A 23,241-nucleotide genomic window follows, 5' to 3' on the forward strand; every position below is an offset into this window, starting at 1 on the left:
ACCGGCCGGTCCCGGCGTGACGAGCTGCGAGGCGGCGGCCTCGGCGCGCGGGCCGAGCCTTCCGCCGCGCACCAGTTCGATGAAGACGTCTTCCAGCGTCGGGCCGCGCTGCACGAGCGTGCTGAGCGCGATGCCGGCGTCGGCGGCGACAGCACCGACCGTGCCGGCGTCTCCACCGCGCACGGTGAGCCCAGAGCGGAGCACCTCGACGTCGAACCCCGCAGCGGAGAGCGCGGTGGTGAGGGCCGCGCGGTCCGCGGCATCCACCACGACGGAGCCGCCCTTCGGATCGGCGAGCGTCTCGATGCCGCTGGCGAGCACCAGGTGACCCTTCGAGAGCACCAGGACGTTGTCGGCGACCTGCTCGATCTCGCTGAGCAGGTGGGAGGACACGAGCACGGTGCGGCCTTCGTCGGCCAGTCGCCGCATCAGCAGGCGCATCCAGCGGATGCCCTCGGGGTCGAGGCCGTTGGCGGGCTCGTCGAACACCAGGGCACCGGGGTCGCCGAGCAGGGCATTCGCGACGCTCAGGCGCTGGCGCATGCCGAGCGAGAACCCGCCGATACGGGAATCGCCTTCACCCTCCAGGCCCACCAGGCCGAGGACCTCGTCCACCCGGGCGAGCGGGATCCCGTTCGCCTTCGCGGCGATCGTCAGCTGCCGGTGAGCGGTGCGACGAGGACGATACACCGTCTCCTCGAGCACCGAGCCGATCGTGCGCAGCGGCTGGCGAAGCTCCGCATAGGCCGTGCCGCCGATGGTGGCGGTTCCGGAAGTGGCTCGCACCTGACCGAGCAGGATGCGAAGGGTGGTGGTCTTGCCTGCTCCGTTCGGGCCGAGGAAAGCGGTGACCGCCCCGGGCTCGACACGTGCCGAGAAGTCGGAGACCGCGGTCACCTCATTGAAGCGCTTCGTCACGTTCGTGAACTCGAGCACCTGTCCGTCGGGCATCCGCGACCTCTCCTTGCAGTGAACAGTTCCCCCTATCCTGCCGGAAAAGCGCCCGGATCGCGTATTTCGTGCGGATCGGCACCCCGCGGCGAGCGGGTAACGTGGCACGCGTGACAGACACCATCGCCGCGCCCCGCGTCCTCGTCCGCACGGAAGGCGCGCTCGGTCGGCTCACGCTGAACCGCCCCGAGGCGATCAATGCGCTCGATCCCGGCATGATCGACCTGCTCACCGAGGCGCTCACGGCATGGATCCACGACACCGACGTGCAGATCGTCCTGATCGACGGGGCGGGCGACCGGGGGATGTGCGCGGGCGGCGACGTGCGAGCGCTGCACCAGCAGATCACCTCCGGCCATGCCGAGCAGTCCGCCGAGTTCTTCCGTGCCGAGTACGCGCTGAACGCGATGATCGCCGAGTACCCGAAGCCCGTCGTCGCGATCGCCGACGGCATCACGATGGGCGGCGGCATCGGCCTCGCCGGCCACGCGGCGATCCGGATCGTCACCGAGCGCTCGAAGCTGGCGATGCCCGAGACCCGCATCGGCTTCACTCCCGACGTGGGGGGCACGTGGTTGCTGGGGCGGGCGCCCGGTCGGTTCGGCGAGTACTTCGCCCTGACCGGCTCGACGATGGACGGAGCCGATGCCGTGCACCTCGGCTTCGCCGACCACTTCGTGCCGTCGGACCGGCTCGACGCGCTGCGCGAGGCGCTCGCCTACCGCGCCGATCCCACCGGACCGAGCGAGATCGTGCTGCTCTTCGACGAGACCCCTGACCCGTCGCCGCTCCCGGCCTCGCAGAAGTGGATCGACGACGCCTTCTCGGCGCCGACCGTCGTCGAGATCATCGAGCGGCTGCAGGCGCAGGGCACGACGGATGCCGCCGCCACCGCCGACCTCCTCGAGGGACTCGCGCCCACGGCGCTCGTCGTCACGCTCGACGCGGTGCGGGAAGCGCGGGGGCTCCCGAACCTGCGCGCGGCGCTGGAGGGCGAGTACCGGCGCGTGCTCTGGTTCGTGAACCAGCATCCTGATCTCGTCGAGGGCATCCGGGCGCAGGTTGTCGACAAGGATCGCAACCCGAGGTGGGACCCTCCGACGCTGGCGGAGCTGGAACCGGATGCCGGCGCCGGCGCTCGCGAATACGTGCCGGAGCGACCGCTCTTCTGAGTCTCGCTGCGCGCGAAGAAGAGGTCTCCATTCGCGCGAATACAAGCCGCGCGTTCTTCGCCCGGGTTCAGAAACCGCAGGCCGCGGGTGAGAAGGTTCGCTGTCAGCGAAGGTCCTCCGAAAGGGGGATACGAATGTCCGCGGTTCGTGGCACTCTGTCTTGTGGCCGGTTGTCGGTCGGCATCCGTCTGCCGAGAAACCCGCCGATCCATCCTTCCTAGAAAGTGCGCCTGTGCTGGGAAAAATTCTCGTCCGCTATCTGTCTCGCTACAGGTGGTTGCTGCTGGGCGTGCTGGTGTTCCAGCTCGCGAGCGTGTCCGCCACCCTCTACCTGCCGCGCCTGAACGCCGACATCATCGACAAGGGCGTCGCGCAGGGTGACACCGGTTACATCTGGAGCACCGGTCTGTTCATGCTCGCCGTGTCACTCGGCCAGATCATCGCCTCGGTCACGGCGACCTACTTCGCCGCACGCGCCGCGATGGGTGCGGGCCGCGACATCCGCGCCGATGTCTTCGGCAAGGTCAGCGGGTTCTCCGAGCGCGAGGTCTCCGTCTTCGGCGCCGGCTCGCTGATCACCCGCAACACGAACGATGTGCAGCAGGTGCAGATGCTCGCGATGATGGGCGCCACGATGCTCGTCACCGCGCCGCTGCTCGCAATCGGCGGCATCATCTTCGCCGTGCAGACCAACGTCGGGCTCAGCTGGCTCATCGCGGTCGCCGTGCCGGCGCTGCTCATCCTCGCGGCGCTGGTCATCGGCCGCATGGTGCCGCTCTTCCGCACGTATCAGGGCAAGCTCGACAACGTCAACCGCATCATGCGCGAGCAGCTCACCGGCGTGCGCGTCGTGCGCGCGTTCGTGCGCGAGGGCATCGAAGAGGAGCGCTTCCGCGGCGCCAACACCGACATCATGGTCGTCGGGCGCAAGGTCGGCTCGCTGTTCGTGCTGCTGTTCCCGCTGTTCATGCTGATCCTCAACGTCACCGTCGTCTCGGTCATCTGGTTCGGCGGCATCGAGGTCAACAACGGCACCGTGCAGGTCGGCACGCTCTTCGCCTTCATGCAGTACATCGGCCAGATCATGGGCGGCGTCATCATGGCGAGCTTCATGGCGATGATGATCCCGCGTGCCGCGGTCTCGGCCGAGCGCATCGGCGAGGTGCTCGACTCGGAGTCGACCATGGTCCGCCCCGAGAACGGCGTCACCGCGTTCCCCGCCCCCGGAGCCGTGGCCTTCGACGACGTCGAGTTCACGTACCCCGGGGCCGACGCACCGGTGCTCACGGGCATCAGCTTCGGTGCGCAGCCCGGTGAGACGGTCGCCATCGTCGGATCCACCGGATCGGGCAAGACGACCCTCGTCTCGCTCATCCCGCGCCTCTTCGACGTCTCCGGGGGTGCCGTGCACATCGGCGGCACCGACGTGCGCGACGCCGACGTCGAGGCGCTCTGGAGCACGATCGGCCTGGTGCCGCAGCGTCCCTTCCTCTTCACCGGCACCGTCGCGTCGAACCTGCGCTACGGCCGGGAGGACGCCACCGACGAAGAGCTCTGGCACGCCCTCGAGATCGCGCAGGGTCGCGACTTCGTCGAGGAGATGCCCGACGGACTCGAGTCGCGCATCGCCCAGGGCGGCACCAACGTGTCCGGCGGACAGCGTCAGCGGCTCGCGATCGCCCGCGCGATCGTGCATCAGCCGCAGATCCTGGTGTTCGACGACTCGTTCTCGGCTCTCGACCTGACCACCGATGCCCGCCTGCGGCAGGCACTGTGGCGGGAGCTCCCGCACGTGACGAAGATCGTGGTCGCGCAGCGGGTCTCCTCGATCACGGATGCGGATCGCATCGTCGTCCTCGAGGGCGGCACCATGGTGGGCGTGGGCACCCATGAGGAGCTGCTCGAGACGAGCGACACCTACCGAGAGATCGTCGAATCGCAGCTGGGGGTGGACGCATGAGCGAGCAGAACGCAGAACAGGGCAAGGCCAAGCGCGGCCGTGCCGCGGCAGCAGTCGCCGAGCCCGAACTGACCGACGAGGAGAAGTACGAGGCCGAGCTCGCCGAGCAGGCGCGCCAGAACTCCGGCAGCTGGGACAGCGTCGCGCCAGGCAAGGCCGATAATTTCGGCACGAGCTTCGCGCGGATGATCGGGCTCCTGAAGCCGTCGGCCATCTGGTTCGTCTTCGTGTCGATCCTCGGTGCGCTCGGCGTCGTCCTGACGGTCGCCGCGCCCAAGGTGCTCGGCGAGGCGACGAACCTCGTCTACAAGGGGTTCATCTCCATCCAGCTCGGCCAGCCGAACGGCGATTTCCCCGGGTTCCCGGCGGGCACTCCGCAAGACGTGGTCATCGAGGCGCTCCGCGGTTCGGGTCAGGACGACTTCGCGAACCAGATCGGCGCGCTCGGAGACTTCACCGTCGGCCAGGGCGTCGACTTCGAGGCACTCCGGTGGATCATCGCCGCGGTCCTCGCGATCTACGTCGCCGCGGCCTTCCTGACCTGGATCCAGGGCTACGTCATCAACGTCATCATGGTGCGCACCATGTGGCGCCTGCGCGAGTCGGTCGAGGCGAAGATCAACCGTCTGCCGCTGTCGTACTTCGACAAGGTGCAGCGCGGTGAGCTGATCTCGCGCGTCACGAACGACATCGACAACATCACGCAGACCATGCAGCAGTCGCTCTCCGGCGCCCTCACCTCGGTGCTCACCGTCGTCGGCGTGCTGGTCATGATGTTCTCGATCTCGTGGCAGCTCGCCCTCGTCGCGCTGATCACCCTGCCGCTCATGGCCGTCATCTTCGGCGTCATCGGGCCCCGGTCGCAGAAGGCGTTCGGCACCCAGTGGCGCAAGGTCGGCCGGCTGAACGCCCGGGTCGAGGAGGCCTTCTCCGGTCACGCACTGGTGAAGGTGTTCGGCCGCGAGAAGGATGCGCTCAACAAGTTCCAGGACGAGAACGAAGAGCTGTTCCAGGCCAGCTTCAAGGCTCAGTTCCTCTCCGGCATCATCATGCCGGCGATGATGTTCGTCGGCAGCCTCAGCTACGTGGGCATCGCGGTGCTCGGTGGTCTGATGGTCGCGAGCGGCCAGCTCCGTCTGGGTGATGTGCAGGCGTTCATCCAGTACTCGCAGCAGTTCACGCAGCCGCTGTCCGAGCTGGGTGGCATGGCCGCCGTCGTGCAGTCCGGCACCGCATCGGCAGAGCGCGTGTTCCAGCTGCTCGACGCCGACGAGCAGGAGGCCGACGACGCCGACGCTCCCGCCCTCGCCGACGGCAAGGGCGTCATCGAGTTCGAGAACGTCCAGTTCTCGTACACGCCGGAGCGCCCGCTGATCCAGGACCTGTCCTTCCGGGTCGAGCCGGGGCAGACGGTCGCGATCGTCGGTCCGACCGGCGCGGGCAAGACCACGCTGGTCAACCTGATCATGCGGTTCTACGAACTCAGCGGCGGCCGGATCATGCTCGACGGTCAGGACATCGCCGAGATCACCCGCGACGAGCTGCGCTCCCGCACCGGCATGGTGCTGCAGGACCCGTGGCTGTTCGCGGGCAGCATCCGCGAGAACATCCGATACGGCCGCTCCACCGCGACCGACGACGAGGTTCTCGACGCCGCGAAGGCGACGTACGTCGACCGGTTCGTGCATGCGCTCCCCGAGGGGTACGACACCGTGCTCGACGAGGACGCATCGAACGTCTCCGCCGGTGAGCGTCAGCTGATCACCATCGCCCGGGCGTTCGTCGCGCAGCCGTCGATCCTCATCCTCGATGAGGCGACATCGGCGGTCGACACCCGCACCGAGCTGCTCCTGCAGCACGCGATGGCCGCGCTCCGACAGGGACGCACGTCCTTCGTGATCGCGCACCGCCTGTCGACCATCCGCGACGCCGACCTCATCCTCGTGATGGAGCACGGCGACATCGTGGAGAAGGGCACGCACGACGAGCTCATCGCCGCGCAGGGTGCCTACTGGCGCCTGTACCAGTCGCAGTTCGAGCAGGCCGCGACCGACCTCGACGCCGAAGACGCGCTCACCGGCACGACGCCCGTCGTCGTGACCGGCGAAGCCGACGCGACCGATGGCGGCGCACAGGCCGAGGCGGATGACGCCGTGGCCGGGGCATCTGTCGGAGCGCAGTCACCGACAGCCGAGGCCGCCGCCGCTCAACGCGTGATGGAAGACGGTGCCGACGACTCCGGTCGCCGAGCCTGACCCGCGCACAGCACGACGCCCCATCCCGAATCCTCGGGGTGGGGCGTCGTCGTCGAGAAGAGCGTCTCGCCTCAGGACTTGTCGGCGTTGATGCCGAGCAGCTCGAGCGGGTGGGTCAGACGCCACCACGGGCTCGGTCCCTCGACATCCTCCGCGAGTGCGAGCTCAGTCGAGACCGAGTCGAGCGGGCCGACCGTGGTGAGCGTGCCGACCGTGCCGTCCTCTTCGCGTTCGTCGCCCAGCTCGAACGACGCCGTGGCCGTCGCGATCGCCCCGTTCCAGAGCACCACCGTCGCGTCGTCGTCGGTGACGACATCGACCTTCTCGCCCCACACCGTCGTCACCTCGCCGACGACCGTGCCCTTGGCGACCGCGGGAGCCTGCGCCGTCAGCGCCGCCTCGGTCTCCGCGAAGAGTGCGCGCGTCGCGGCGAGGCGCTGCTCGTCGTCGGCCTGATCCAGCACCGCGGCGAAGAGGTGCACGGTCGTGTCGCCGACCGCGATGTCCTTCGCCGTCAGCAGGTTCCATCCGACGAGCGTTCCGGTCTTGATGCCGACCACGCCGGGATCGGCCAGCATCCCGTTGGTGTTCACGACCGTTCCGGCGCCTGGGAGATCCACCGACGGGGTGCCGACGATCTGCGCGAAGACCGGGTTCTTCATCGCGTACTCCGCCAGCGCGACCAGTGCTTCGGGCGTCGCCACGTTGCCCTCGTCGAAGCCGGAGGGCGTGACCACGGTGATGCCGGTGAGCCCGCGCTCACGCAGCCAGACGACAGCAGCATCCGCGAACTGATCGTCGGATCCCCAGATCTCGGACGACAACCGGTCGATGTAGTTGTTCGCCGACCCCATCAGGGTGCCCTGCAGCAGCTGGTACTCGGTGAGCACGCCGTTCACCGGCACATCCAGCGCCGACTGGTCTGAGCGGCGGTACTGCCAGTACTCGGCGCTGTCGGCACGGTCGAATCGAAACTCCGGTCCCTGCTCGCCCACGGCGAGAGGCATCCGGTCGAGCACCATCAGGCTGCTGACGACCTTCGTGATGCTCGCGATGCTCACGGCGTCCGCCGCGGATGCCGCCGTGCTCACACCGGCGATACCCACGGCCGCGCTGCCCTGCGCCGGCCAGGTGATGGTCGCCGCCGCGGCAGGGACGGTGTCGAACTCGATCGCCTGCACCGTCGGAGGAACCTCGTGCAGCGGCCACAGCAGCGTCGTCCCCGCGTACGCGCCGACCAGCCCGGCGAGAGCGACGAGCGGCACGAGCAACCCAGGACGAGCGATCGCAGGACGCAGCCGGGCGCCGCGCATCAGCCCGTCGGCGCTCTCGGCCTCGGCCGGCTCGTCGAGTGTCGCGACCGCGGTGCGCTGTGCGACGGTCGTCGAATCGACCCAGGTGAGCGCTGTCGCCGTGACCTCGTCGTCGGCCCACTGCGCGGCCGGCTCCTGGAGGATCGCCATCGGGTCGTAGACGGCGGTCGTGACCGGAGCCTCGGCAGCAGGGGCGTCCGCGCGCGGTTTGAACAGCGGGGGTTCCGCAGCGGCGGGCGCGTTCTCGACCGGCATCGTCTCTGCCGCGAAGAGCGCGTCGACCGCGACCGCCGATGCGGGAAGAGCGGACGCGATGGCGGGAGCGGGCGGCGGCGCGTCCCCGGCGAAGAGGGCGTCGGCGGCGAAGCCGGATCCCTGCTCCGGCGTGCGCGTCGCGGCATCCATCCCGAAGGGCGGAGCAGGGCGCTCGGCGTCGGTCGCGGCCTCCGGAGCGACGCCGTCGCCGACGACGCCCGTCGCCTCATCGGTGGGATCTGAAGCGGTCACTCGTTTACGGTACCCAATCTCCGCTGCGATCCGCGGCGGATCGGCCTCGAGGCGCACGGGTGTCGGGACGCGCTAGGATCGTCAGCACAACCACGGGAGTCCGGCGAGCCGGGCTGAGAGGGAGCGAATCGCGCTTCGACCGTCGAACCTGATCTGGGTCATGCCAGCGCAGGGAGGAGTTCAGATGAGTACATCCACGTCCGCGTCCAGGTCTCAGACGACGCAGGGACACACACCCGCCGCAGGCTTCTTCCGCTGGCGGATCGTCGACATCGTCGTCGCCAGCGTCATCGGCGTCGCAGCCGGCCTGATCTTCCTGGCCTGGAACGTCGGCTACCTCGGGCCGAAGGCCCTGCTGGAGCCGCTGCTTCCCGGCATCCAGGGCCTTCTCGACGGGCCGTGGCTCTTCGCCGGCGTCCTCGGCGGGCTGATCATCAGCAAGGCGGGAGCGGCGATCTACGTCGAGCTGCTCGCCGCGGTCGTCTCGGCGCTCATCGGCAACCAGTGGGGCGGCTTCCTCACGCTCGAGGCAGGTCTCGTGCAGGGTCTCGGCGCGGAGCTGATCTTCCTGCTCTTCTTCTACCGTCGCTGGTCGCTCCCGGTCGCGATCCTCGCAGGTGCCGGCGCCGCTCTCGCCGGCGGCATCAACAACCTGATCCTCTGGTACGCCGGGTCGGGTACCGCGTTCACGGTCATCTACCTGATCAGCACGGTCATCTCGGGCGCCGTCATCGCCGGTGCCCTGTCGTGGGTGCTGGCGCGCGGTATCGCCGCGACCGGTGCCCTCGACCGATTCGGGTCGGGCCGCGAGGCGCGCGTCCGCGTCTGATGCGACCGGATCACACCGGTCCTGCCGCGATCGAGGCGCACGGGTGGGGCTGGCGTCACGCGAGCCGCCTCGCCTGGGCGCTGCGCGACGTCTCGTTCCGCATCGACCCCGGTGAGCGCGTGCTCGTGCTCGGCGCGTCCGGTGCCGGCAAGTCCACGCTCCTGCACGGCCTCGCGGGGGTGCTCGGCGGGGACGAGGAGGGCGAGAGCGAGGGCGAGCTCCTCATCGACGGCGCTCCGGCCACCGCGACGCGCGGCCGCGCGGGCCTCGTGCTGCAGGACCCGGATTCCCAGATCATCCTCGCGAGGGCGGGAGACGACGTCGCGTTCGGATGCGAGAACCTCGGCGTTCCGCGCGCCGAGATCTGGCCGCGCGTCGCGGCTGCGCTCGACGCCGTCGGCCTCGACGTGCCTCTCGACCATCCCACCAAGGCGCTCTCCGGCGGGCAGAAGCAGCGGCTCGCGCTGGCCGGCATGCTCGCGATGCGGCCCGGGCTGGTGCTGCTCGACGAGCCGACGGCGAACCTCGACCCGCAGGGCGTGATCGAGGTGCGGGATGCCGTCGAACGGATGCTGCAACGGCAGCCGGCGACCCTGATCGTCGTCGAGCACCGTCTGGATGTCTGGCTGCCGCTCATCACCCGCGTGATCGTTGTCGGAGCCGGAGGAGTGATCGCCGACGGTGCACCGCACGAGGTGCTCGGGGCCGAGGGTGCCCGGCTCGCCGCCGACGGCGTATGGGTGCCGGGTCGTGCACCGGCCGATCCGGCCGCACCTCTCCAGGGCCCTGGCGCGGCTCTGCTCAGCGCCCGCGACCTGTCCGTCGCGCGGGTCACCGGGCGCCCGGTGACCTCGGGAATCGACCTCGACGTGCATGCGGGACAGGTGCTCGCGATCACGGGTCCGAACGGCGCGGGCAAGTCCACCCTGGGCCTGACTCTCGCCGGACTCCTGCCCCCCGCTGGCGGCGAGGTCGCGGCATCCGCCTCTCTCGCGGGCGGACTCGTCACCGCCCCCATCCGCTGGGCGTCGCGGGATCTGCTGACGCGCATCGGCATGGTCTTCCAGGAACCCGAGCATCAGCTGCTCGCGAAGACGGTGCGCGACGAGCTCGCGGTGGGTCCGCGGGCGCTCGGCATCCCCGAGGACGAGATCGCCGCACGCAGCGACGAGCTGCTCGCCCGACTGCGGCTCGACCGCCTCGCCGCCGCGAATCCGTACACGCTGTCCGGCGGGGAGAAGCGTCGTCTGACGGTCGCCGCCGCGATCGCGACCCGGCCGCGGGTGCTGGTGCTCGACGAGCCGACATTCGGCCAGGACGCGCGCACCTGGGCCGAGCTCGTCGCCATGCTCGCGGTGCTGCGCGATGAGGGCTCGGCGATCGTGACGATCACTCACGACCTCGATGTCGCCCGCGCCCTGCACGCCGAGCGGTTCGAACTCGGAGGACCGGCATGACCGTTCTCGAGTCGCGCGCTCGCAGCGGAGCCCTCGCCCACATCAACCCCGTCGCGAAGCTCGGCGTGAGCGGGCTGATCGCGGTGCCGCTCATCCTCACGCTCGATCCGGTCTCGGCATCCGTCGCTCTCGTGCTGGAAGCGGTGCTGTTCCTGTTCGCGGGCATCGGCTGGCGCGAGTTCTGGGTGCGCACCTGGCCGGTGTGGCTCGCGGCCCCGCTCACCGGCCTCACGATCGCGCTCTACGGCGAGACGAGCGGCACCGTGTACGTGGACTGGTTCGTCCTCCGCATCAGCGAAGGCTCGCTGGCCCTCGCCCTGGCCACGATGCTCCGCGTGCTCGCGATCGCGCTGCCCTCGGTCGTCCTGTTCATCACGGTCGATCCGACCGACCTCGCCGACGGGCTCGGGCAGATCCTGAAGCTGCCCGCGAGATTCGTGCTCGGCGCGCTCGCCGGTCTGCGCATGGTCGGCCTGTTCCTCGACGACTGGCGTGCGCTCGAACTCGCCCGCCGCGCGAGAGGCGTCGCGGATCGCGGGCGCATCCGCCGCTTCTTCGGCATGGCCTTCGCGCTGCTGGTGCTCTCGATCCGCCGCGGCGCGAAGCTCGCCACCGCGATGGAGGCCCGCGGCTTCGGCGCCCCCGGCCCCCGCACCTGGGCGCGTGAATCGCGCTTCGGTCGGAGGGAATGGATGCTGCTCGCCATCGGAGCCGCGATCTCGGCGGTCGCTATCGCCGCGGCCGTGGCGACCGGAGCGTGGAACTTCATCCTCGGACCGGGCACCTGAGCCCAGGCGGTCTCAGGTCGCGTTCCAGAGGTCCCGGTAGTAGGCGAGCCGCTCGCGGTCGGGCTCGAGGCCGTAGGCCTCGATGAGCGCGTCCTCCCAGCCGGGGCCATAGTTCCATTCGGTGCTCATCGAGGCGACGGCGAGGTCGGCCCAGCGGTCGGCCGTACCGAGCAGAGCCAGGTCGACGTGGGCGACCCAGCGGCCGTCGTCGCCGACGAGGGTGTTGGGGCAGCAGGCGTCGCCGTGGCTGACGACGAGCCGGTCGATCGGCGGCGCCGTGCGCAGCGCGTCGGGCACCTCGATGCCGCGCCGCTCCGCGTTCGCGATGCGGGAGGCGATGCTCCACTCCCACGGGCACTCCTCGACGGGGAGCGTGTCGTGCATCGCGCGCAGCGCGTCGCCCACGGCGCGCACGGCGGTGGCAGGATCGGCGACCCAGTGCGGGTCGACGGCGCTGCGCCCCTCGATCGCGGCGGTCACGAGCCACTCGTGCGTGTCGTCCTCGCCGTGGTCGATCACCGTCGGCACCGTGATCCAGCGGGATGCCCACGCCATGCGCTCGGCCTCGTCCTTCAGGCTGAACTCGAGGTTGCGCGGACCCCACTTGATGTAGAACGGATCCCCGGCGCCGGTCGCGCGGAAGGTCAGCCCGCCGTAGTCGTTGTCCCAAACGCAGACCAGATCGGCGCCGCGGGCGAGGACGTGGACCTGACCGGGAACGACGACCGGCTCCGTGGGAATCGACATGCCTCCATCCTGCTGCATGCTTCCCCGGCCGATGATGAGACGGAGGGCCATGTTCGCTGGGACTGCGTCGCACGAGTAGTCTCGTATTCACCGGCCACGACGACGTTCGAAGGAGAACAGATGCAGGTCAGCGGACAGGGTGCACTCATCACGGGCGGAGCCTCGGGGCTCGGTCTCGCCACAGCACGACGCCTCACAGCGGCCGGAGCCCACGTCACCATCGTCGATCTCGGCTCGTCGAAGGGGGCTGAGCTCGCAGAGGAGCTCGGCGGACTCTTCGTCGCGGCCGACGTCACCAGCGCCGACGAGGTGCAGGCCGCCGTCGCCGCCGCTCAGGCCGCGGCACCCCTGCGCGTGGTCGTGAACTGCGCGGGCATCGCCCCGCCCGCGAAGGTGCTCGACCGCGACGGCAACCCGACCGCGCTCGCCGACTTCGAGCGCGTGGTGCGCATCAACCTCGTCGGCACGTTCAACGTCACCTCCCAGGCATCCGCCGTCATCGCGAAGAACGAGCCGACCGACGGCGGCGACCGCGGCGTCATCGTCAACACCGCCAGCGTCGCCGCGTTCGACGGGCAGATCGGCCAGCCCGCCTACGCGTCGTCGAAGGGCGGCGTGCACGCGATGACCCTGCCGATCGCCCGCGAGCTCGCCCGCTACGGCATCCGTGTCTGCACGATCGCGCCGGGCATCATGGAGACCCCTATGCTCATGGGCCTGCCGCAGGAGGCGCAGGATTCCCTCGGCCAGCAGGTGCCCTACCCGTCCCGTCTCGGCCGGCCCGACGAGTACGCCGCCCTCGTGGAGCACATCGTCGAGAACGGCTACCTGAACGGTGAGACCATCCGTCTCGACGGCGCGATCCGCATGGCGCCGAAGTAATCCCCCCGGCGTTCGAATCGCGCAACTGGTCGGATTCGAGCCCGGAAAACAGCAATTCACGCGATTCGAAACGAGAAGGTGCCCGATGAGCACACTGGCAGGCAAGACCATCCTGATGTCCGGCGGAAGCCGCGGCATCGGCCTCGCGATCGCCCTGCGGGCTGCGCGAGACGGCGCGAACATCGCGATGCTCGCGAAGACCGATACCCCGCATCCGAAGCTCGAGGGCACCGTGCACACGGCCGCCGAGCAGATCCGCGCGGCCGGAGGGCAGGCTCTGCCGATCGTCGGCGACGTGCGCGACGACGACGACATCACCGAGGCGGTGCTGAAGACGCAGGGCGAATTCGGCGGCATCGACATCGTCATCAACAACGCCAGCGTGATCGACCTGTCGCGCTCGCTCGAGCTCGGCGCGAAGAAGTACGACCTCATGCAGGACGTCAACGTGCGCGGCACCTTCATGCTGTCGCGCGCCGCGGTGCCGATCCTCAAGGATGCCGAGAACCCGCACATCCTGTCGCTGTCGCCGCCCCTCAACCCTTCGCCGAAGTGGCTGGGCGCGCACACCGGGTACACGCTCGCGAAGTTCGGCATGACGATGGTGACGCTCGGCCTCGCCGCGGAGTTCGCCCGCGACGGCATCGCCGCCAACACGCTCTGGCCGCGCACGACGATCGCGACCGCGGCGGTGCAGAATCTGCTCGGCGGAGACAAGGTCATGGCCGCGAGCCGCACGGCCGACATCTACGCGGATGCCGCCTACGCGGTGCTGCTCAAGCCGGCGAGTTCGTACACGGGACAGTCGCTCATCGTCGAAGACGTGCTCGAGGCCGACGGCGTGACCGACTTCTCGGGCTACGCCGCGATCCCCGGCACCCCGGATTCGGCCCTGTTCCCCGACATCTTCCTCGACTGACGGATTTCAGAAGAGCAGGTAGACCGCGCCGACCACGGTGAGCACGATGACGATCCGGTCGAACAGTCGCTGATCCATGCGCTTCGCGAGACGGATGCCGGCGAGCGCGCCGATCACGACGAGCGGGGCGAGCACGGCATCCATGAGCAGCACGGGCACGTGGAACAGCCCGAGCCCGGCGAGGAACGGCACCTTCACGAGGTTGATGATCGCGAAGAACCAGGCCGACGTGCCGAGGAAGACCTGCACCGGTGTGCGGGTCGCGAGGAAGTACATCGACATCACCGGCCCGCCCGCGTTGGCGACCATCGTGGTGAAGCCGCCCATGGTGCCGTAGACGCCCGACAGCAGGAGCCCGCCGCGGACCGGTTCGACGGCGTCGGTCTTGTCCTGCCGCCACCGCCGCCCCAGCGTGACGGCGATCATGAGCAGCAGGATGATGCCGATCGCGCGCCGGACGATCCCGTCGCCGGCGAGCGCCAGGAACGCGAAGCCGACCAGCAGTCCCGCGATGACAGCCGGTGCGAGGCGCAGCAGCGTCGGCCAGTGCGCGTGACGGCGGTACGCGATCAGGGCGAAGACGTCGCCGACCATGAGCAGGAGCAGCATGGCCGCGGTCGAGGTGCGGGCGGGCAGCACGGCCGCGAACAGGGCGATCGCGAGGATGTTGCCGCCGGGGATCGCGGTCTTCGAGATGCCGATCGTGACCGCGGCGACGCCGAGGGCCGCCCACGCCCACGGTGCGATGTCGATCATCGGTCGATCTCGGCGACGATCGCGTCGTAGCCCCGGCTCGCGGCGAGATCGCGGGGGACGACGCCGTCGCCGTCGGGGATCGTCACGTCGGCCCCGCCGTCGATCAGCGCGCGCACCACGTCGACGTACGCGCGCGACCCGTCGCCGAGCACGATCGCCTCGTGCAGGGCCGTCCAGTTCAGGTTGTTCACGTGGTTCGGGTCGACGCCGGCGTCGAGCAGGATCCGCACCGTGGAGAGCAGGCCGCGTTCGGATGCCGGGATCAACGCGGTGCCGCCGAAGCGGTTCGTGCTCGCCAGGTCGGCGCCGTGGTCGAGGGTGAGCTGCAGGATCTCGTCGTGACCGCGGGCCCCGGCGTAGAGGTAGGCCGAGTCCTGGATGTCGTCCTTCGCGTTCACGTCGGCCCCGGCCTCGATGAGCAGGCGGGCGGCGTCGACACTGTTCGCCTTGGTGGCGGTCACGAGTGCCGTCATCCCGGCGTCTCCGCGTGCGTCGATGTCGGCGCCGGCGTCCAGCGCCGCCTGGACGGCCGCGGCGTCTCCCGCGGTGGCGGCATCGAGCAGATCACGGGTGGCTTCGGACACGGAGGGCTCCTCGGAGGACGGTGCAGGATCGGTGGAGGCGGCGGCGAGCAGCGTGCTCACGGCGATGGCTGCGGCGAACAGCATCCGTCTCCTTCTCATGGTTCTGGTATACCAAACCGAGCTGGAGGGCGGCGAGGAGTATCAGCCGCGGACGGTGGCGAGGGCTGTCGTGAACCGCACCGCACGCTGCTCGATGTCGGTCCAGTCGGATGCCGCGATCGACGCGCCGTTCGCCAGGTCGCCGCCCGCACCGACCGCCACCGCACCCGCGGCGAACCATGCGGCGAGGTTGTCGGGGCTCACGCCACCGGTCGGCATCAGCGGAGCATCCGGGAACGGTCCGCGCAACGCGCCGAGGTAGGAGGGGCCGCCGAGCGAGGCGGGGAAGATCTTGACGACATCGACGCCGAGGGCGAGCGCGCCCATGACCTCGGTCGGCGTCATCGCGCCGGTCATGACGACCCGGCCGGTGTCGAGCATCGCGCGGGTGAGGTCGGGCAGCGTGCCGGGGCTGACGAGGAACTCGGCTCCGGCGTCGGCGGCGAGCGCGGCCTGCTCGGGAGTCGTGACCGTCCCGGCGCCGACGTACGCGGAATCTCCATGCCGGGCGATGAGCTCGCGGATCACGGCCGGAGCATCCGGGGTCGAGAAGGTCACCTCGATGCCGGTGACGCCGCCGCGGATGATCGCCTCGGACGCCTCCAGTGCGAGTTCGGGGGAGGGAGCGCGGAGCACGGCGAGAATGCCGGTGGTGCGGGCGCGGCTGAGACGGTCGGACATCGGTGCTCCTCGGGGTGGGGTGGTCCCATTCTCCCGGACGCCAACCTGTAATGACAAGTTGCGTCAGCGGGCGCGGCCGAGAGCCCAGGCGTCGATCAGCTCCTTCGAGTCCTTCAGACCCAGCCCGGTGTGCTCGCGGAGCACCTTGATCGCCACGATGCGCTGATCGCCGGCGACGAGCCTGTCGATCTCGGACGCGACAAATGCCGGCAGCGACGCACGCACCGACGCCGGAGTGCGCACGGTCGGGGTGATCGAGGAGTAGGCGGCCGTCGCGTTCGACAGGGCGGCCGTGTGCGGAGCGGTCGTGCTGATCGACCAGTGCTCGACACGGTCCTTCGCCTCCTTCAAACCGACGCCCGTGGCATCGCGGAACAGCTTGATGGCGTGGATCTTCTGCCCTGCCCCGATGAGTCGATCGATCTCGGCGACCACCTGCGGCGTGAGGCCAGAGACCGTGCTGGCCGACGACGACGCCGGCAGCGAGCGCGCGGTCGTCGGAGACGGCGTGAACACCTGCGGCTCGGGGAGCTTCGGGCGCATGCTGCGGAGCGCGGCCGACAGGATCACCACGACGACGACCAGGCCGACGACGATCCCGATGATCCAGATGATGTCCATGGGGCTCAGTCTAGGCAGGCGCTACCCGGCGCCCCAGGGCCTTCCCACCCGCCACCCCGTACCCTTGTACCTATGACCGACACTCCCCGCACGCGCGAGACGCGCCCCGCAGCATCCGCGTCCGCCCCGGAGGGTCGACCCGCGCAGGGCAAGGTCCGCTCCACGAAGCCCGCGCAGGTGCGCCCGGCGACCGAGGGCTGGACCCAGCAGAAGGATGCCGAGGGGCGCCCGCTCCTGCAGTTCGCGAGCCCGAAGCGCGGCAAGCCGCCGGTGCACCTCGCCGACCTGACCCCGGCCGAGCGCGTCGAGAAGGTCAAGGAGCTCGGACTCCCCGGCTTCCGCGCGAAGCAGCTGTCGACCCACTACTTCCGTCACCACACGTCGGACCCCGCCGAGATGACCGACCTCCCCGCGGGCATCCGCGAGGACCTCGTCAGCGGGATGCTGCCGCCGCTGCTCACCGAGGTGCGGCGCCTCGAGACCGACCGCGGCGACACGATCAAGTTCCTCTGGCGCCTGCACGACGGAGCGCTCGTCGAATCGGTGCTCATGCGCTACCCCGGCCGGATCACGCTCTGCGTGTCGAGCCAGGCCGGCTGCGGCATGAACTGCCCGTTCTGCGCGACCGGACAGGCGGGCCTCACCCGCAACATGTCGACCGCCGAGATCATCGAGCAGATCGTGCGTGCGAACCGGCTGATCGCCGAGGGCGGCCTCGGCGGCAAGAAGGCCGACGACCACAGCATGGAGCGCGTCTCGAACATCGTCTTCATGGGGATGGGCGAGCCGCTGGCCAACTACAAGCGCGTCATGGATGCCGTGCGGTCGATGGTCGCCCCGCAGCCCGACGGCCTCGGCATGAGCGCCCGCGGCATCACCGTCTCCACGGTCGGACTGGTCCCGGCGATCGAGAAGCTCGCCGACGAGGGCATCCCGGTGACGTTCGCCCTCTCGCTGCACGCCCCCGACGATCATCTGCGCGACGAGCTCATCCCGGTGAACTCCCGCTGGAAGGTCGACGAGGCGCTCGATGCCGCGTACGACTACTACGCCAAGACCGGCCGCCGTGTCTCCATCGAGTACGCGCTGATCAAGGACATGAACGATCACGCCTGGCGCGCGGACCTGCTCGCGGAGAAGCTCAACCAGCGCGGACGCGGCTGGGTGCACGTGAACCCGATTCCCCTCAACCCGACTCCCGGGTCGATCTGGACCTCGTCCGAGACCTCGGTGCAGAACGAGTTCGTGCGACGGCTCAACGACGCCGGAATCCCGACGACCCTCCGCGACACGCGCGGCAAGGAGATCGACGGCGCGTGCGGTCAGCTCGTCGCGACCACCGAAGACGAAGCCGCCTCCGCCGCGATGGCGTGAGCAGCGCTTTCGAATCGCCTGACTGGTCGGAATCCGGCGCGAAAAGCGACCAGTTGCGCGATTCGAACGCCGTCAGCGCCCGCCGAGGAGCTGCGGGCGGACGGCCTGGAGCCTCTCCTGGAGCGCCTCCAGGAACACCATGACCGCGGGCTGGTTCAGTGCCTCGGGGCGCGCGACCAGCCAGTAGGGCAGTCGCGCCTCGACCGTGTCGGGGAGCAGCCGCACCAGGTCGTCGTGCTGGTCGGCGAGGAACGCGGGCAGCAGCCCGTACCCGGCGCCCGCCCGCGTCGCGTCGACGTGCACGTACACGTTCGTGCTGCCGACGGCATCCGTCATCCCCGGCACGACCCGGCGGGCGTCGTCGAGGGAATCGACGTGGAGCATCGACTCGATGAAGTAGACGAGCGGCTTCCCGGCGAGGTCCTCCGGGCCGGCGGGCGACGGATGCCGGCGCAGATAGTCGCGGCTCGCATAGAGGCCGAGTGCATACTCGGCCAGCTGGATGGCCCGGGCCCGGCGAACCTGAGGACGCCCGACGACAACCTCGAGGTCGGCGCCCGCGCGCTGCTGCGATGCCTGCCGGGTGCCCGTGACGATCTCGAGCCGCACATCCGGATGCTTCTCCTGCACTGCCGCGATCGCCGGCGCCGCGACGAACCCGCTGAACCCGTCGGTCGCCGACAGGCGGATGAGCCCTTCGATGCGCGCGTCGTCGCGGGTGCCGAGGCTTCCCACGGCGCGTTCGACCTCTTCCGCCGCAGCGATCGCCCTGACCCCGAGCGCCGTCAGCTCCCATCCGCCGTCGGCCCGCGAGACCACCCGTCCGCCCAGCTGGGCCTCGAGGGCGGAGATGCGTCGTGCGATCGTGGTGTGGTTCAGACCGAGCTGCTGGCCCGCCGAGGTGTAGCGGCCGGTGCGTGCGACAGCGAGCAGCACGAGCAGGTCGTCCGCGCGGAGAGGAGGTGCGGGGAAATGCGCCATCACGTGTGCAGTTTTGCACATCGGAACCGCTATGTCTGTGCCCTGTGCTGAACTACTCTGCAGGGATGGTGACGCAGCTGGGGACGGTGCGCGGCACCGATCTGAAGGGCCGAACCGCGCTCGTGACCGGCGCGGCGAGTGGGATCGGTGCGGCGTGCGCAGAGGCATTGGCGAGCGCGGGGGCGCGTGTGCTGGTGGCTGACCGCGACGCCGACGGTGCTGAGCGGGTCGCCGCAGAGGTGGGTGGCGACCCGCTCGTCATCGATCTCGCCGACCTCGACGCCCTCGCCGCTCGGGCGTTCGACGCCGACATCCTGGTCAACAACGCGGGCATCCAGACCGTCGCGCCGATCGTCGAGTTCGATCCGACGGACTTCCGGCGGATGCTCGACATCATGGTCACCGCGCCCTTCCTCCTCACGAAGGCCGTCCTGCCGGGGATGTACGAGCGCGGCTGGGGCCGCGTGATCAACATCAGCTCGGTGCACGGCATCCGCGCCAGCCCCTACAAGTCGGCCTACGTCACGGCGAAGCACGCGCTCGAAGGTCTGTCGAAGGTCACCGCCCTCGAGGGGGCGGCCCACGGCGTGACGAGCAACTGCCTCAACCCCGCCTATGTGCGCACCCCGCTCGTCGAGAAGCAGATCGCCGATCAGGCGAGGGTGCACGGCATCGCGGAATCCGAGGTGATCGAGAAGGTCATGCTCGTCGAGTCCGCGATCAAGCGTCTGCTCGAACCGAGCGAGGTGGCCGACCTCGCTCTCTGGCTCTGCGGCGATACGGCTGCATCGGTCACGGGCTCGTCGTATGCGATGGACGGCGGCTGGAGCGCCCGATGAGCGCGGCGGACGAGGTGCTCGCGGCGACGGTCTTCGGGCCGGTTTCCGACGAGCGCGCACTCCTCGCCGTCCACGGCATCACGGCGAACGGCCGTTCCTGGGACACGGTCGCCGCGCACCTCCCCGAGCGGCGCCTCATCGCTCCCGATCTGCGCGGCCGAGGCCGCAGCAACCGGCTTCCCCGGCCGTACGGACTCCGCACGCATGCCGCCGACCTCGCTGACGTGGTGGATGCCGACGGCGGAGGGGCGCGCACGGTCCTCGGCCATTCCATGGGGGCGTTCGCCGCGGTCGCCCTCGCCGCTGCTCGACCCGACCTCGTGGAGCGGCTCGTGCTCGTCGACGGCGGATTCCCGCTCGCACTGCCGCCGGATGCCGCGAGCGTCGACGATCTCGACCTCGGCGTGCTCCTGGGGCCGGCAGCACAGCGACTGGCGATGGAGTTCGCCGACGCCGAGGCCTATCTCGACTTCTGGCGCGCGCACCCCGCCTTCGTGCGCGACTGGTCGCCCGCGGTGGAGACGTACGCGCGGTACGACCTCGACGGGGAGGCGCCGCGCCGCCGTGCATCCGCCGTCGCCGCCGCGATGCTCGAAGACGGCGCCGAGCTGTACGGGCCGGACTGGTACCTCGAGGCGCTGCGCTCGCTGCGGATGCCGGTGACCGTGCTGCGCGCCCCGCGCGGACTGATCGACACCGATCCGCTGTACGCTGCGGGAGCGCTGGAGGACTTCCGTGCGCTCGTCCCGCAGCTCGAGGTGCTCGAGGTGGACGACGTCAACCACTACACGATCCTGTTCGCCGATCGAGGCGCGTCCCGCGTCGCGGCGGCATCGGCATCCGCATCCACGAACCCGACGAAGGAGTCGACATGACCGCTGAACTGTTCGATGGCATCCAGGCGCACCGCGTGGAGACCGCCCGCTACGTCGCCAACGTGCTCGAGCGTCCGGCCGCAGACCCTGCGGCGCCGACGAGCACCGTCGTGCTCGTGCACGGCAACGTGTCGTCGTCGCACTTCTACCAGCCGACCATGCTCGCGCTGCCGGCGGACGTCCGCGCTCTCGCGATCGACCTGCGCGGCTTCGGCGACAGCGAGACCAAGCCCGTCGACGCCACCCGCGGGCTGCGCGACTTCGCCGACGACGTGCGCGCCGTGCTCGATGCTCTCGAGCTCGACGCCGTGCATCTGGTCGGATGGAGCATGGGCGGCGGCGTCGTGCTGCAGGTCGCCCTCGACGCGCCGGAGCGGGTGCTCTCGCTCACCCTCGAGTCGCCGGTCTCGCCCTACGGCTTCGGCGGCACGCACGGACCCGACGGCGCACGCAACGACGCCGACGGCGCGGGCACCGGTGGCGGCGGGGCGAACCCCGACTTCGTCGCGCGCCTGGAGTCCGGCGACACCACCGACGAGGCGCAGACCTCGCCCCGCACCGTCTACCGGACGGCTTACGTGGCCAAGCCCGAGCTGCAGACCGCCCACGAAGACGCCTGGGTCGCCTCGATGCTCACCACCCGCACCGGCGTCGACAACTACCCCGGCGACGGCGTGGCATCGGAGAACTGGCCGGGATTCGCCGCCGGCACCCGCGGCGTGCTGAACACCATGGCGCCGCAGCACCTGGATCTCTCCGGCATCGTCGACCTCGCGGTGAAGCCGCCCATCCTCTGGATCCGCGGCGAGAAGGACGCGATCGTGTCGGACGGCTCGTTCTTCGACTTGAACCAGCTGGGTCTGCTCGGCGTCATCCCGGGATGGCCCGGAGCGGATGTCGCGCCGCCGCAGCCGATGATCGCGCAGACGCGTGCGGTGTTCGAGCGCTACGCGGCGAATGGCGGCACGTACCGCGAGGTGGTGCTTCCTGACGCCGGCCACGCCCCGCACCTCGATGAGGCCGAGGTCTTCGACGCCGAACTGGCCGCGCACATCGGCTGACCGTGCCTGAACCTGGGAGGCGTTCAAAGCACTCTTCCAACGGATGCACAGGCGACCTTTCGTAGATTGTCGGGATGCCCTATTCCGCCCACCGACCGGGTCGCTTCGACTCGCAGGGTCGGATCATCCTCGACGGCGACCCGAACGCCGACACGGATGACCTCGACTTCCTGCGCGAGTTCGAGCCCACCGGCGTCGACGATGCGACGCGCGAAGTGCCCGTGGAGTCGACCCCGGACCCCGAGCCCGATGCCGCCGCCGAGCCCGTCGCGCGGGTGAAGCCCGCAAGGCAGCCGCGCGTGCGCAAGCCGCGTCGCCCGCGCACTCCCGGATCACGCGCGAGGACTCTCGCGATCCTCGGAGGCGCGGAGGGCGAGATCCTCGACCGCGTCCCCGGCGAGACCCCGCGCTTCGTGCAGATGTTCTTCGTGCTCGCCGGCACCGCCCTCGTCTCGGCGATCTCGATGCTGTTCGCGCTGACCACCGGCGTGCAGGCCGCGATCTGGCTGGCCGTGCCGCTCGCGCTGGTGTGGGCGCTCATCATCTTCAACCTCGACCGGTTCCTCACGTCGACCATGACATCGACCCGGAACGTCTGGAAGCTCATCGGCCTCGCCATCCCCCGGGTGATCATGGCCGCGATCATCGGATTCGTCGTCGCCGAGCCGCTCGTGCTGCAGGTGTTCCACAACGACATCGCCCGCGAGGTCGCCTCGACCAACATCACGCAGTCGCAGTCCGACCAGGAGGCGCTCGAGACCGGTCCGGAGAAGATCGCGCTCGATGCGGCATCCGCTCGAGTCGCCGAACTCGAGAACCAGGCCGCCACGGGCATCGTCGCAGGCACGGACTCGTCGTCGGCGACCGAGTCGGCCGCGCAGGCGACGGTCGACGACCTCACCGCCAAGATGACCGCGCAGCAGGCGGTCATCGACCAGGCCCGCACGCTCTACCAGTGCGAACTGACCGGGGAGGGCGCCGGCACGGTCCCCGGCTGCACCGGCGTCAACGGCGAGGGCGCGAGCTCGGATGCCGCGCAGGCGCAGCTCGCCGAGGCGCAGCAGACGTACGACGCCCTGGCCGCGCAGCTGCGCACCGCGAACGAGGAGCTCGCCGCCGCAGGGACAGCCGCCAAGGAGAACACCTCGACGTCGGAGTCGCAGAACCGCGAGCAGGCGCAGTCGCAGCTGCCCGGTGCGCGCGACACCTACGACCAGGCGCTGGCCGCGTACAACGCGCGGGCGGATGCCGTGGCGCAGGGCAACGCGGGAGCGGTCGGACTGCTCAGCCAGATCAGCGGACTCAACCGGCTGAGCGAGAAGGAGCCGACTATCCTGTGGGCGCACATCCTGATCGCGGCCCTGTTCTTCATGATCGAGCTGCTGCCGGTGCTGGTGAAGGTGCTCACGAGCTTCGGCGACCCGAACCTCTACGAGAAGGCGGCCGCGATCCGCAAGCAGGTCGCGCTCGACCGGGTGACGGCCGAAGGCTTCCGCGACCGCGCCGAGATCGTCACGATCCCGGTGCCGGCTGCGACTAGCGCACAGCGCGAGCGGAGGAAACCCCCTGGGCCGGGCCCGTCGCCGCGTG

Annotated in this window: 21 protein-coding genes and 1 riboswitch; of the genes, 13 read left to right on the forward strand and 8 right to left on the reverse strand. The window is 70.1% G+C overall.

Annotation, left to right across the window (positions count from 1 at the left end):
- Nucleotides 1-951, reverse strand: a 951-nt coding sequence (locus tag DW306_RS14125; protein ID WP_136056235.1) for an ATP-binding cassette domain-containing protein, incomplete at its 3' end; no start/stop codon positions are given.
- Between the two features lie 110 nt (nt 952-1,061).
- Between DW306_RS14125 and DW306_RS14130 the strand changes: the two genes are divergently transcribed.
- The 3 genes from DW306_RS14130 to DW306_RS14140 all read left to right on the forward strand — a co-directional run bounded on the left by DW306_RS14130 (nt 1,062) and on the right by DW306_RS14140 (nt 6,338).
- Nucleotides 1,062-2,123, forward strand: coding sequence for an enoyl-CoA hydratase/isomerase family protein (locus tag DW306_RS14130; RefSeq protein ID WP_136056236.1), 1,062 nt, complete (start codon nt 1,062-1,064; stop codon nt 2,121-2,123).
- Between the two features lie 232 nt (nt 2,124-2,355).
- The gene (locus tag DW306_RS14135; protein ID WP_136056237.1) at nt 2,356-4,083 is read left to right on the forward strand and encodes an ABC transporter ATP-binding protein; all 1,728 of its coding nucleotides are present in this window, start codon (nt 2,356-2,358) and stop codon (nt 4,081-4,083) included.
- A complete protein-coding gene (locus DW306_RS14140; RefSeq protein ID WP_136056238.1) occupies nt 4,080-6,338 on the forward strand; it encodes an ABC transporter ATP-binding protein in 2,259 nt (752 codons plus the stop codon). Before DW306_RS14135 ends, DW306_RS14140 begins: the two co-directional genes overlap by 4 nt.
- A gap of 71 nt (nt 6,339-6,409) precedes the next feature.
- On the opposite strand, the gene DW306_RS14145 is transcribed toward DW306_RS14140, so the two are convergent.
- On the reverse strand, nt 6,410-8,158 hold the full coding sequence (locus DW306_RS14145) for a D-alanyl-D-alanine carboxypeptidase (RefSeq protein WP_136056239.1): 1,749 nt from the start codon (nt 8,156-8,158) through the stop codon (nt 6,410-6,412).
- A gap of 82 nt (nt 8,159-8,240) precedes the next feature.
- Nucleotides 8,241-8,352: riboswitch (TPP riboswitch) on the forward strand.
- Here DW306_RS14145 and DW306_RS14150 point away from each other — a divergent pair.
- From DW306_RS14150 to DW306_RS14160, 3 genes are all read left to right on the forward strand, one after another.
- Nucleotides 8,343-8,987, forward strand: coding sequence for an ECF transporter S component (locus DW306_RS14150; RefSeq protein WP_136056240.1), 645 nt, complete (start codon nt 8,343-8,345; stop codon nt 8,985-8,987). It overlaps the preceding riboswitch by 10 nt.
- A complete protein-coding gene (locus tag DW306_RS14155) occupies nt 8,987-10,444 on the forward strand; it encodes an ABC transporter ATP-binding protein (RefSeq protein WP_205814185.1) in 1,458 nt (485 codons plus the stop codon). Before DW306_RS14150 ends, DW306_RS14155 begins: the two co-directional genes overlap by 1 nt.
- Nucleotides 10,441-11,232 carry an energy-coupling factor transporter transmembrane component T gene (locus DW306_RS14160; RefSeq protein WP_136056241.1) on the forward strand — a complete coding sequence of 264 codons (792 nt, stop codon included), beginning with the start codon at nt 10,441-10,443 and terminating at the stop codon, nt 11,230-11,232. Before DW306_RS14155 ends, DW306_RS14160 begins: the two co-directional genes overlap by 4 nt.
- 12 nt (nt 11,233-11,244) lie before the next feature.
- Here DW306_RS14160 and DW306_RS14165 read toward each other — a convergent pair whose 3' ends face one another.
- Nucleotides 11,245-11,979 carry an aminoglycoside 3'-phosphotransferase gene (locus DW306_RS14165; protein WP_136056242.1) on the reverse strand — a complete coding sequence of 245 codons (735 nt, stop codon included), beginning with the start codon at nt 11,977-11,979 and terminating at the stop codon, nt 11,245-11,247.
- Nucleotides 11,980-12,099: 120 nt separating this feature from the next.
- On the opposite strand from DW306_RS14165, the gene DW306_RS14170 reads away from it, so the two are divergent.
- Together DW306_RS14170 and DW306_RS14175 are read left to right on the forward strand one after the other, a co-directional pair.
- Nucleotides 12,100-12,861, forward strand: a complete 762-nt coding sequence (locus tag DW306_RS14170; RefSeq protein ID WP_136056243.1) for an SDR family NAD(P)-dependent oxidoreductase — start codon at nt 12,100-12,102, stop codon at nt 12,859-12,861.
- An 85-nt stretch (nt 12,862-12,946) separates the two neighbouring features.
- A complete protein-coding gene (locus DW306_RS14175; RefSeq protein WP_136056244.1) occupies nt 12,947-13,780 on the forward strand; it encodes an NAD(P)-dependent oxidoreductase in 834 nt (277 codons plus the stop codon).
- A gap of 6 nt (nt 13,781-13,786) precedes the next feature.
- Here the strand turns inward: DW306_RS14175 and DW306_RS14180 are convergent, their stop codons facing one another.
- From DW306_RS14180 to DW306_RS14195, 4 genes are all read right to left on the reverse strand, one after another.
- Nucleotides 13,787-14,536 (reverse strand): sulfite exporter TauE/SafE family protein, encoded by a 750-nt coding sequence (locus DW306_RS14180; protein WP_136056245.1) that lies wholly within the window; start codon nt 14,534-14,536, stop codon nt 13,787-13,789.
- Nucleotides 14,533-15,204 (reverse strand): ankyrin repeat domain-containing protein, encoded by a 672-nt coding sequence (locus tag DW306_RS14185; RefSeq protein ID WP_240747206.1) that lies wholly within the window; start codon nt 15,202-15,204, stop codon nt 14,533-14,535. Before DW306_RS14185 ends, DW306_RS14180 begins: the two co-directional genes overlap by 4 nt.
- Before the next feature lie 57 nt (nt 15,205-15,261).
- Nucleotides 15,262-15,900 carry a bifunctional 4-hydroxy-2-oxoglutarate aldolase/2-dehydro-3-deoxy-phosphogluconate aldolase gene (locus tag DW306_RS14190; RefSeq protein ID WP_136056247.1) on the reverse strand — a complete coding sequence of 213 codons (639 nt, stop codon included), beginning with the start codon at nt 15,898-15,900 and terminating at the stop codon, nt 15,262-15,264.
- Nucleotides 15,901-15,963: 63 nt separating this feature from the next.
- Complete coding sequence (locus DW306_RS14195; protein ID WP_136056248.1) at nt 15,964-16,521, reverse strand: ribosomal protein L7/L12; 558 nt, start codon at nt 16,519-16,521, stop codon at nt 15,964-15,966.
- A 72-nt stretch (nt 16,522-16,593) separates the two neighbouring features.
- Here DW306_RS14195 and rlmN point away from each other — a divergent pair, with 72 nt between their 5' ends.
- Nucleotides 16,594-17,895, forward strand: a complete 1,302-nt coding sequence (rlmN, locus tag DW306_RS14200) for a 23S rRNA (adenine(2503)-C(2))-methyltransferase RlmN (RefSeq protein WP_205814186.1) — start codon at nt 16,594-16,596, stop codon at nt 17,893-17,895.
- Nucleotides 17,896-17,967: 72 nt separating this feature from the next.
- On the opposite strand, the gene DW306_RS14205 is transcribed toward rlmN, so the two are convergent.
- Nucleotides 17,968-18,876: a LysR family transcriptional regulator gene (locus tag DW306_RS14205; RefSeq protein ID WP_136056254.1), complete on the reverse strand. Its 909-nt coding sequence runs from the start codon at nt 18,874-18,876 to the stop codon at nt 17,968-17,970.
- Nucleotides 18,877-18,941: 65 nt separating this feature from the next.
- Between DW306_RS14205 and DW306_RS14210 the strand changes: the two genes are divergently transcribed.
- From DW306_RS14210 to DW306_RS14225, 4 genes are all read left to right on the forward strand, one after another.
- Nucleotides 18,942-19,715: a 3-hydroxybutyrate dehydrogenase gene (locus DW306_RS14210; RefSeq protein ID WP_136056249.1), complete on the forward strand. Its 774-nt coding sequence runs from the start codon at nt 18,942-18,944 to the stop codon at nt 19,713-19,715.
- Nucleotides 19,712-20,590 (forward strand): alpha/beta fold hydrolase, encoded by an 879-nt coding sequence (locus tag DW306_RS14215; protein WP_136056250.1) that lies wholly within the window; start codon nt 19,712-19,714, stop codon nt 20,588-20,590. Before DW306_RS14210 ends, DW306_RS14215 begins: the two co-directional genes overlap by 4 nt.
- Nucleotides 20,587-21,651: an alpha/beta hydrolase gene (locus DW306_RS14220; protein ID WP_136056251.1), complete on the forward strand. Its 1,065-nt coding sequence runs from the start codon at nt 20,587-20,589 to the stop codon at nt 21,649-21,651. Before DW306_RS14215 ends, DW306_RS14220 begins: the two co-directional genes overlap by 4 nt.
- Nucleotides 21,652-21,725: 74 nt before the next feature.
- The coding region (locus DW306_RS14225; protein WP_240747207.1) for a DUF4407 domain-containing protein at nt 21,726-23,241 on the forward strand (1,516 nt) is incomplete at its 3' end.

Origin of the sequence: Microbacterium sp. K24 (genome assembly GCF_004794465.1) — a bacterium.
Taxonomy (GTDB): Bacteria; Actinomycetota; Actinomycetes; order Actinomycetales; family Microbacteriaceae; genus Microbacterium.

Excerpts from the sequence above, each read along its gene's own strand:
- DW306_RS14140 (WP_136056238.1), top strand. The coding sequence starts at position 4,080 with ATGAGCGAGCAGAACGCAGAACAGGGCAAGGCCAAGCGCGGCCGTGCC.
- DW306_RS14205 (WP_136056254.1), bottom strand. The coding sequence starts at position 18,876 with ATGGCGCATTTCCCCGCACCTCCTCTCCGCGCGGACGACCTGCTCGTG.
- rlmN (WP_205814186.1), top strand. The coding sequence starts at position 16,594 with ATGACCGACACTCCCCGCACGCGCGAGACGCGCCCCGCAGCATCCGCG.
- DW306_RS14195 (WP_136056248.1), bottom strand. The coding sequence starts at position 16,521 with ATGGACATCATCTGGATCATCGGGATCGTCGTCGGCCTGGTCGTCGTC.
- DW306_RS14165 (WP_136056242.1), bottom strand. The coding sequence starts at position 11,979 with ATGTCGATTCCCACGGAGCCGGTCGTCGTTCCCGGTCAGGTCCACGTC.
- DW306_RS14150 (WP_136056240.1), top strand. The coding sequence starts at position 8,343 with ATGAGTACATCCACGTCCGCGTCCAGGTCTCAGACGACGCAGGGACAC.
- DW306_RS14210 (WP_136056249.1), top strand. The coding sequence starts at position 18,942 with ATGGTGACGCAGCTGGGGACGGTGCGCGGCACCGATCTGAAGGGCCGA.
- DW306_RS14215 (WP_136056250.1), top strand. The coding sequence starts at position 19,712 with ATGAGCGCGGCGGACGAGGTGCTCGCGGCGACGGTCTTCGGGCCGGTT.
- DW306_RS14170 (WP_136056243.1), top strand. The coding sequence starts at position 12,100 with ATGCAGGTCAGCGGACAGGGTGCACTCATCACGGGCGGAGCCTCGGGG.
- DW306_RS14185 (WP_240747206.1), bottom strand. The coding sequence starts at position 15,204 with ATGCTGTTCGCCGCAGCCATCGCCGTGAGCACGCTGCTCGCCGCCGCC.
- DW306_RS14155 (WP_205814185.1), top strand. The coding sequence starts at position 8,987 with ATGCGACCGGATCACACCGGTCCTGCCGCGATCGAGGCGCACGGGTGG.
- DW306_RS14180 (WP_136056245.1), bottom strand. The coding sequence starts at position 14,536 with ATGATCGACATCGCACCGTGGGCGTGGGCGGCCCTCGGCGTCGCCGCG.
- DW306_RS14190 (WP_136056247.1), bottom strand. The coding sequence starts at position 15,900 with ATGTCCGACCGTCTCAGCCGCGCCCGCACCACCGGCATTCTCGCCGTG.
- DW306_RS14220 (WP_136056251.1), top strand. The coding sequence starts at position 20,587 with ATGACCGCTGAACTGTTCGATGGCATCCAGGCGCACCGCGTGGAGACC.
- DW306_RS14175 (WP_136056244.1), top strand. The coding sequence starts at position 12,947 with ATGAGCACACTGGCAGGCAAGACCATCCTGATGTCCGGCGGAAGCCGC.
- DW306_RS14160 (WP_136056241.1), top strand. The coding sequence starts at position 10,441 with ATGACCGTTCTCGAGTCGCGCGCTCGCAGCGGAGCCCTCGCCCACATC.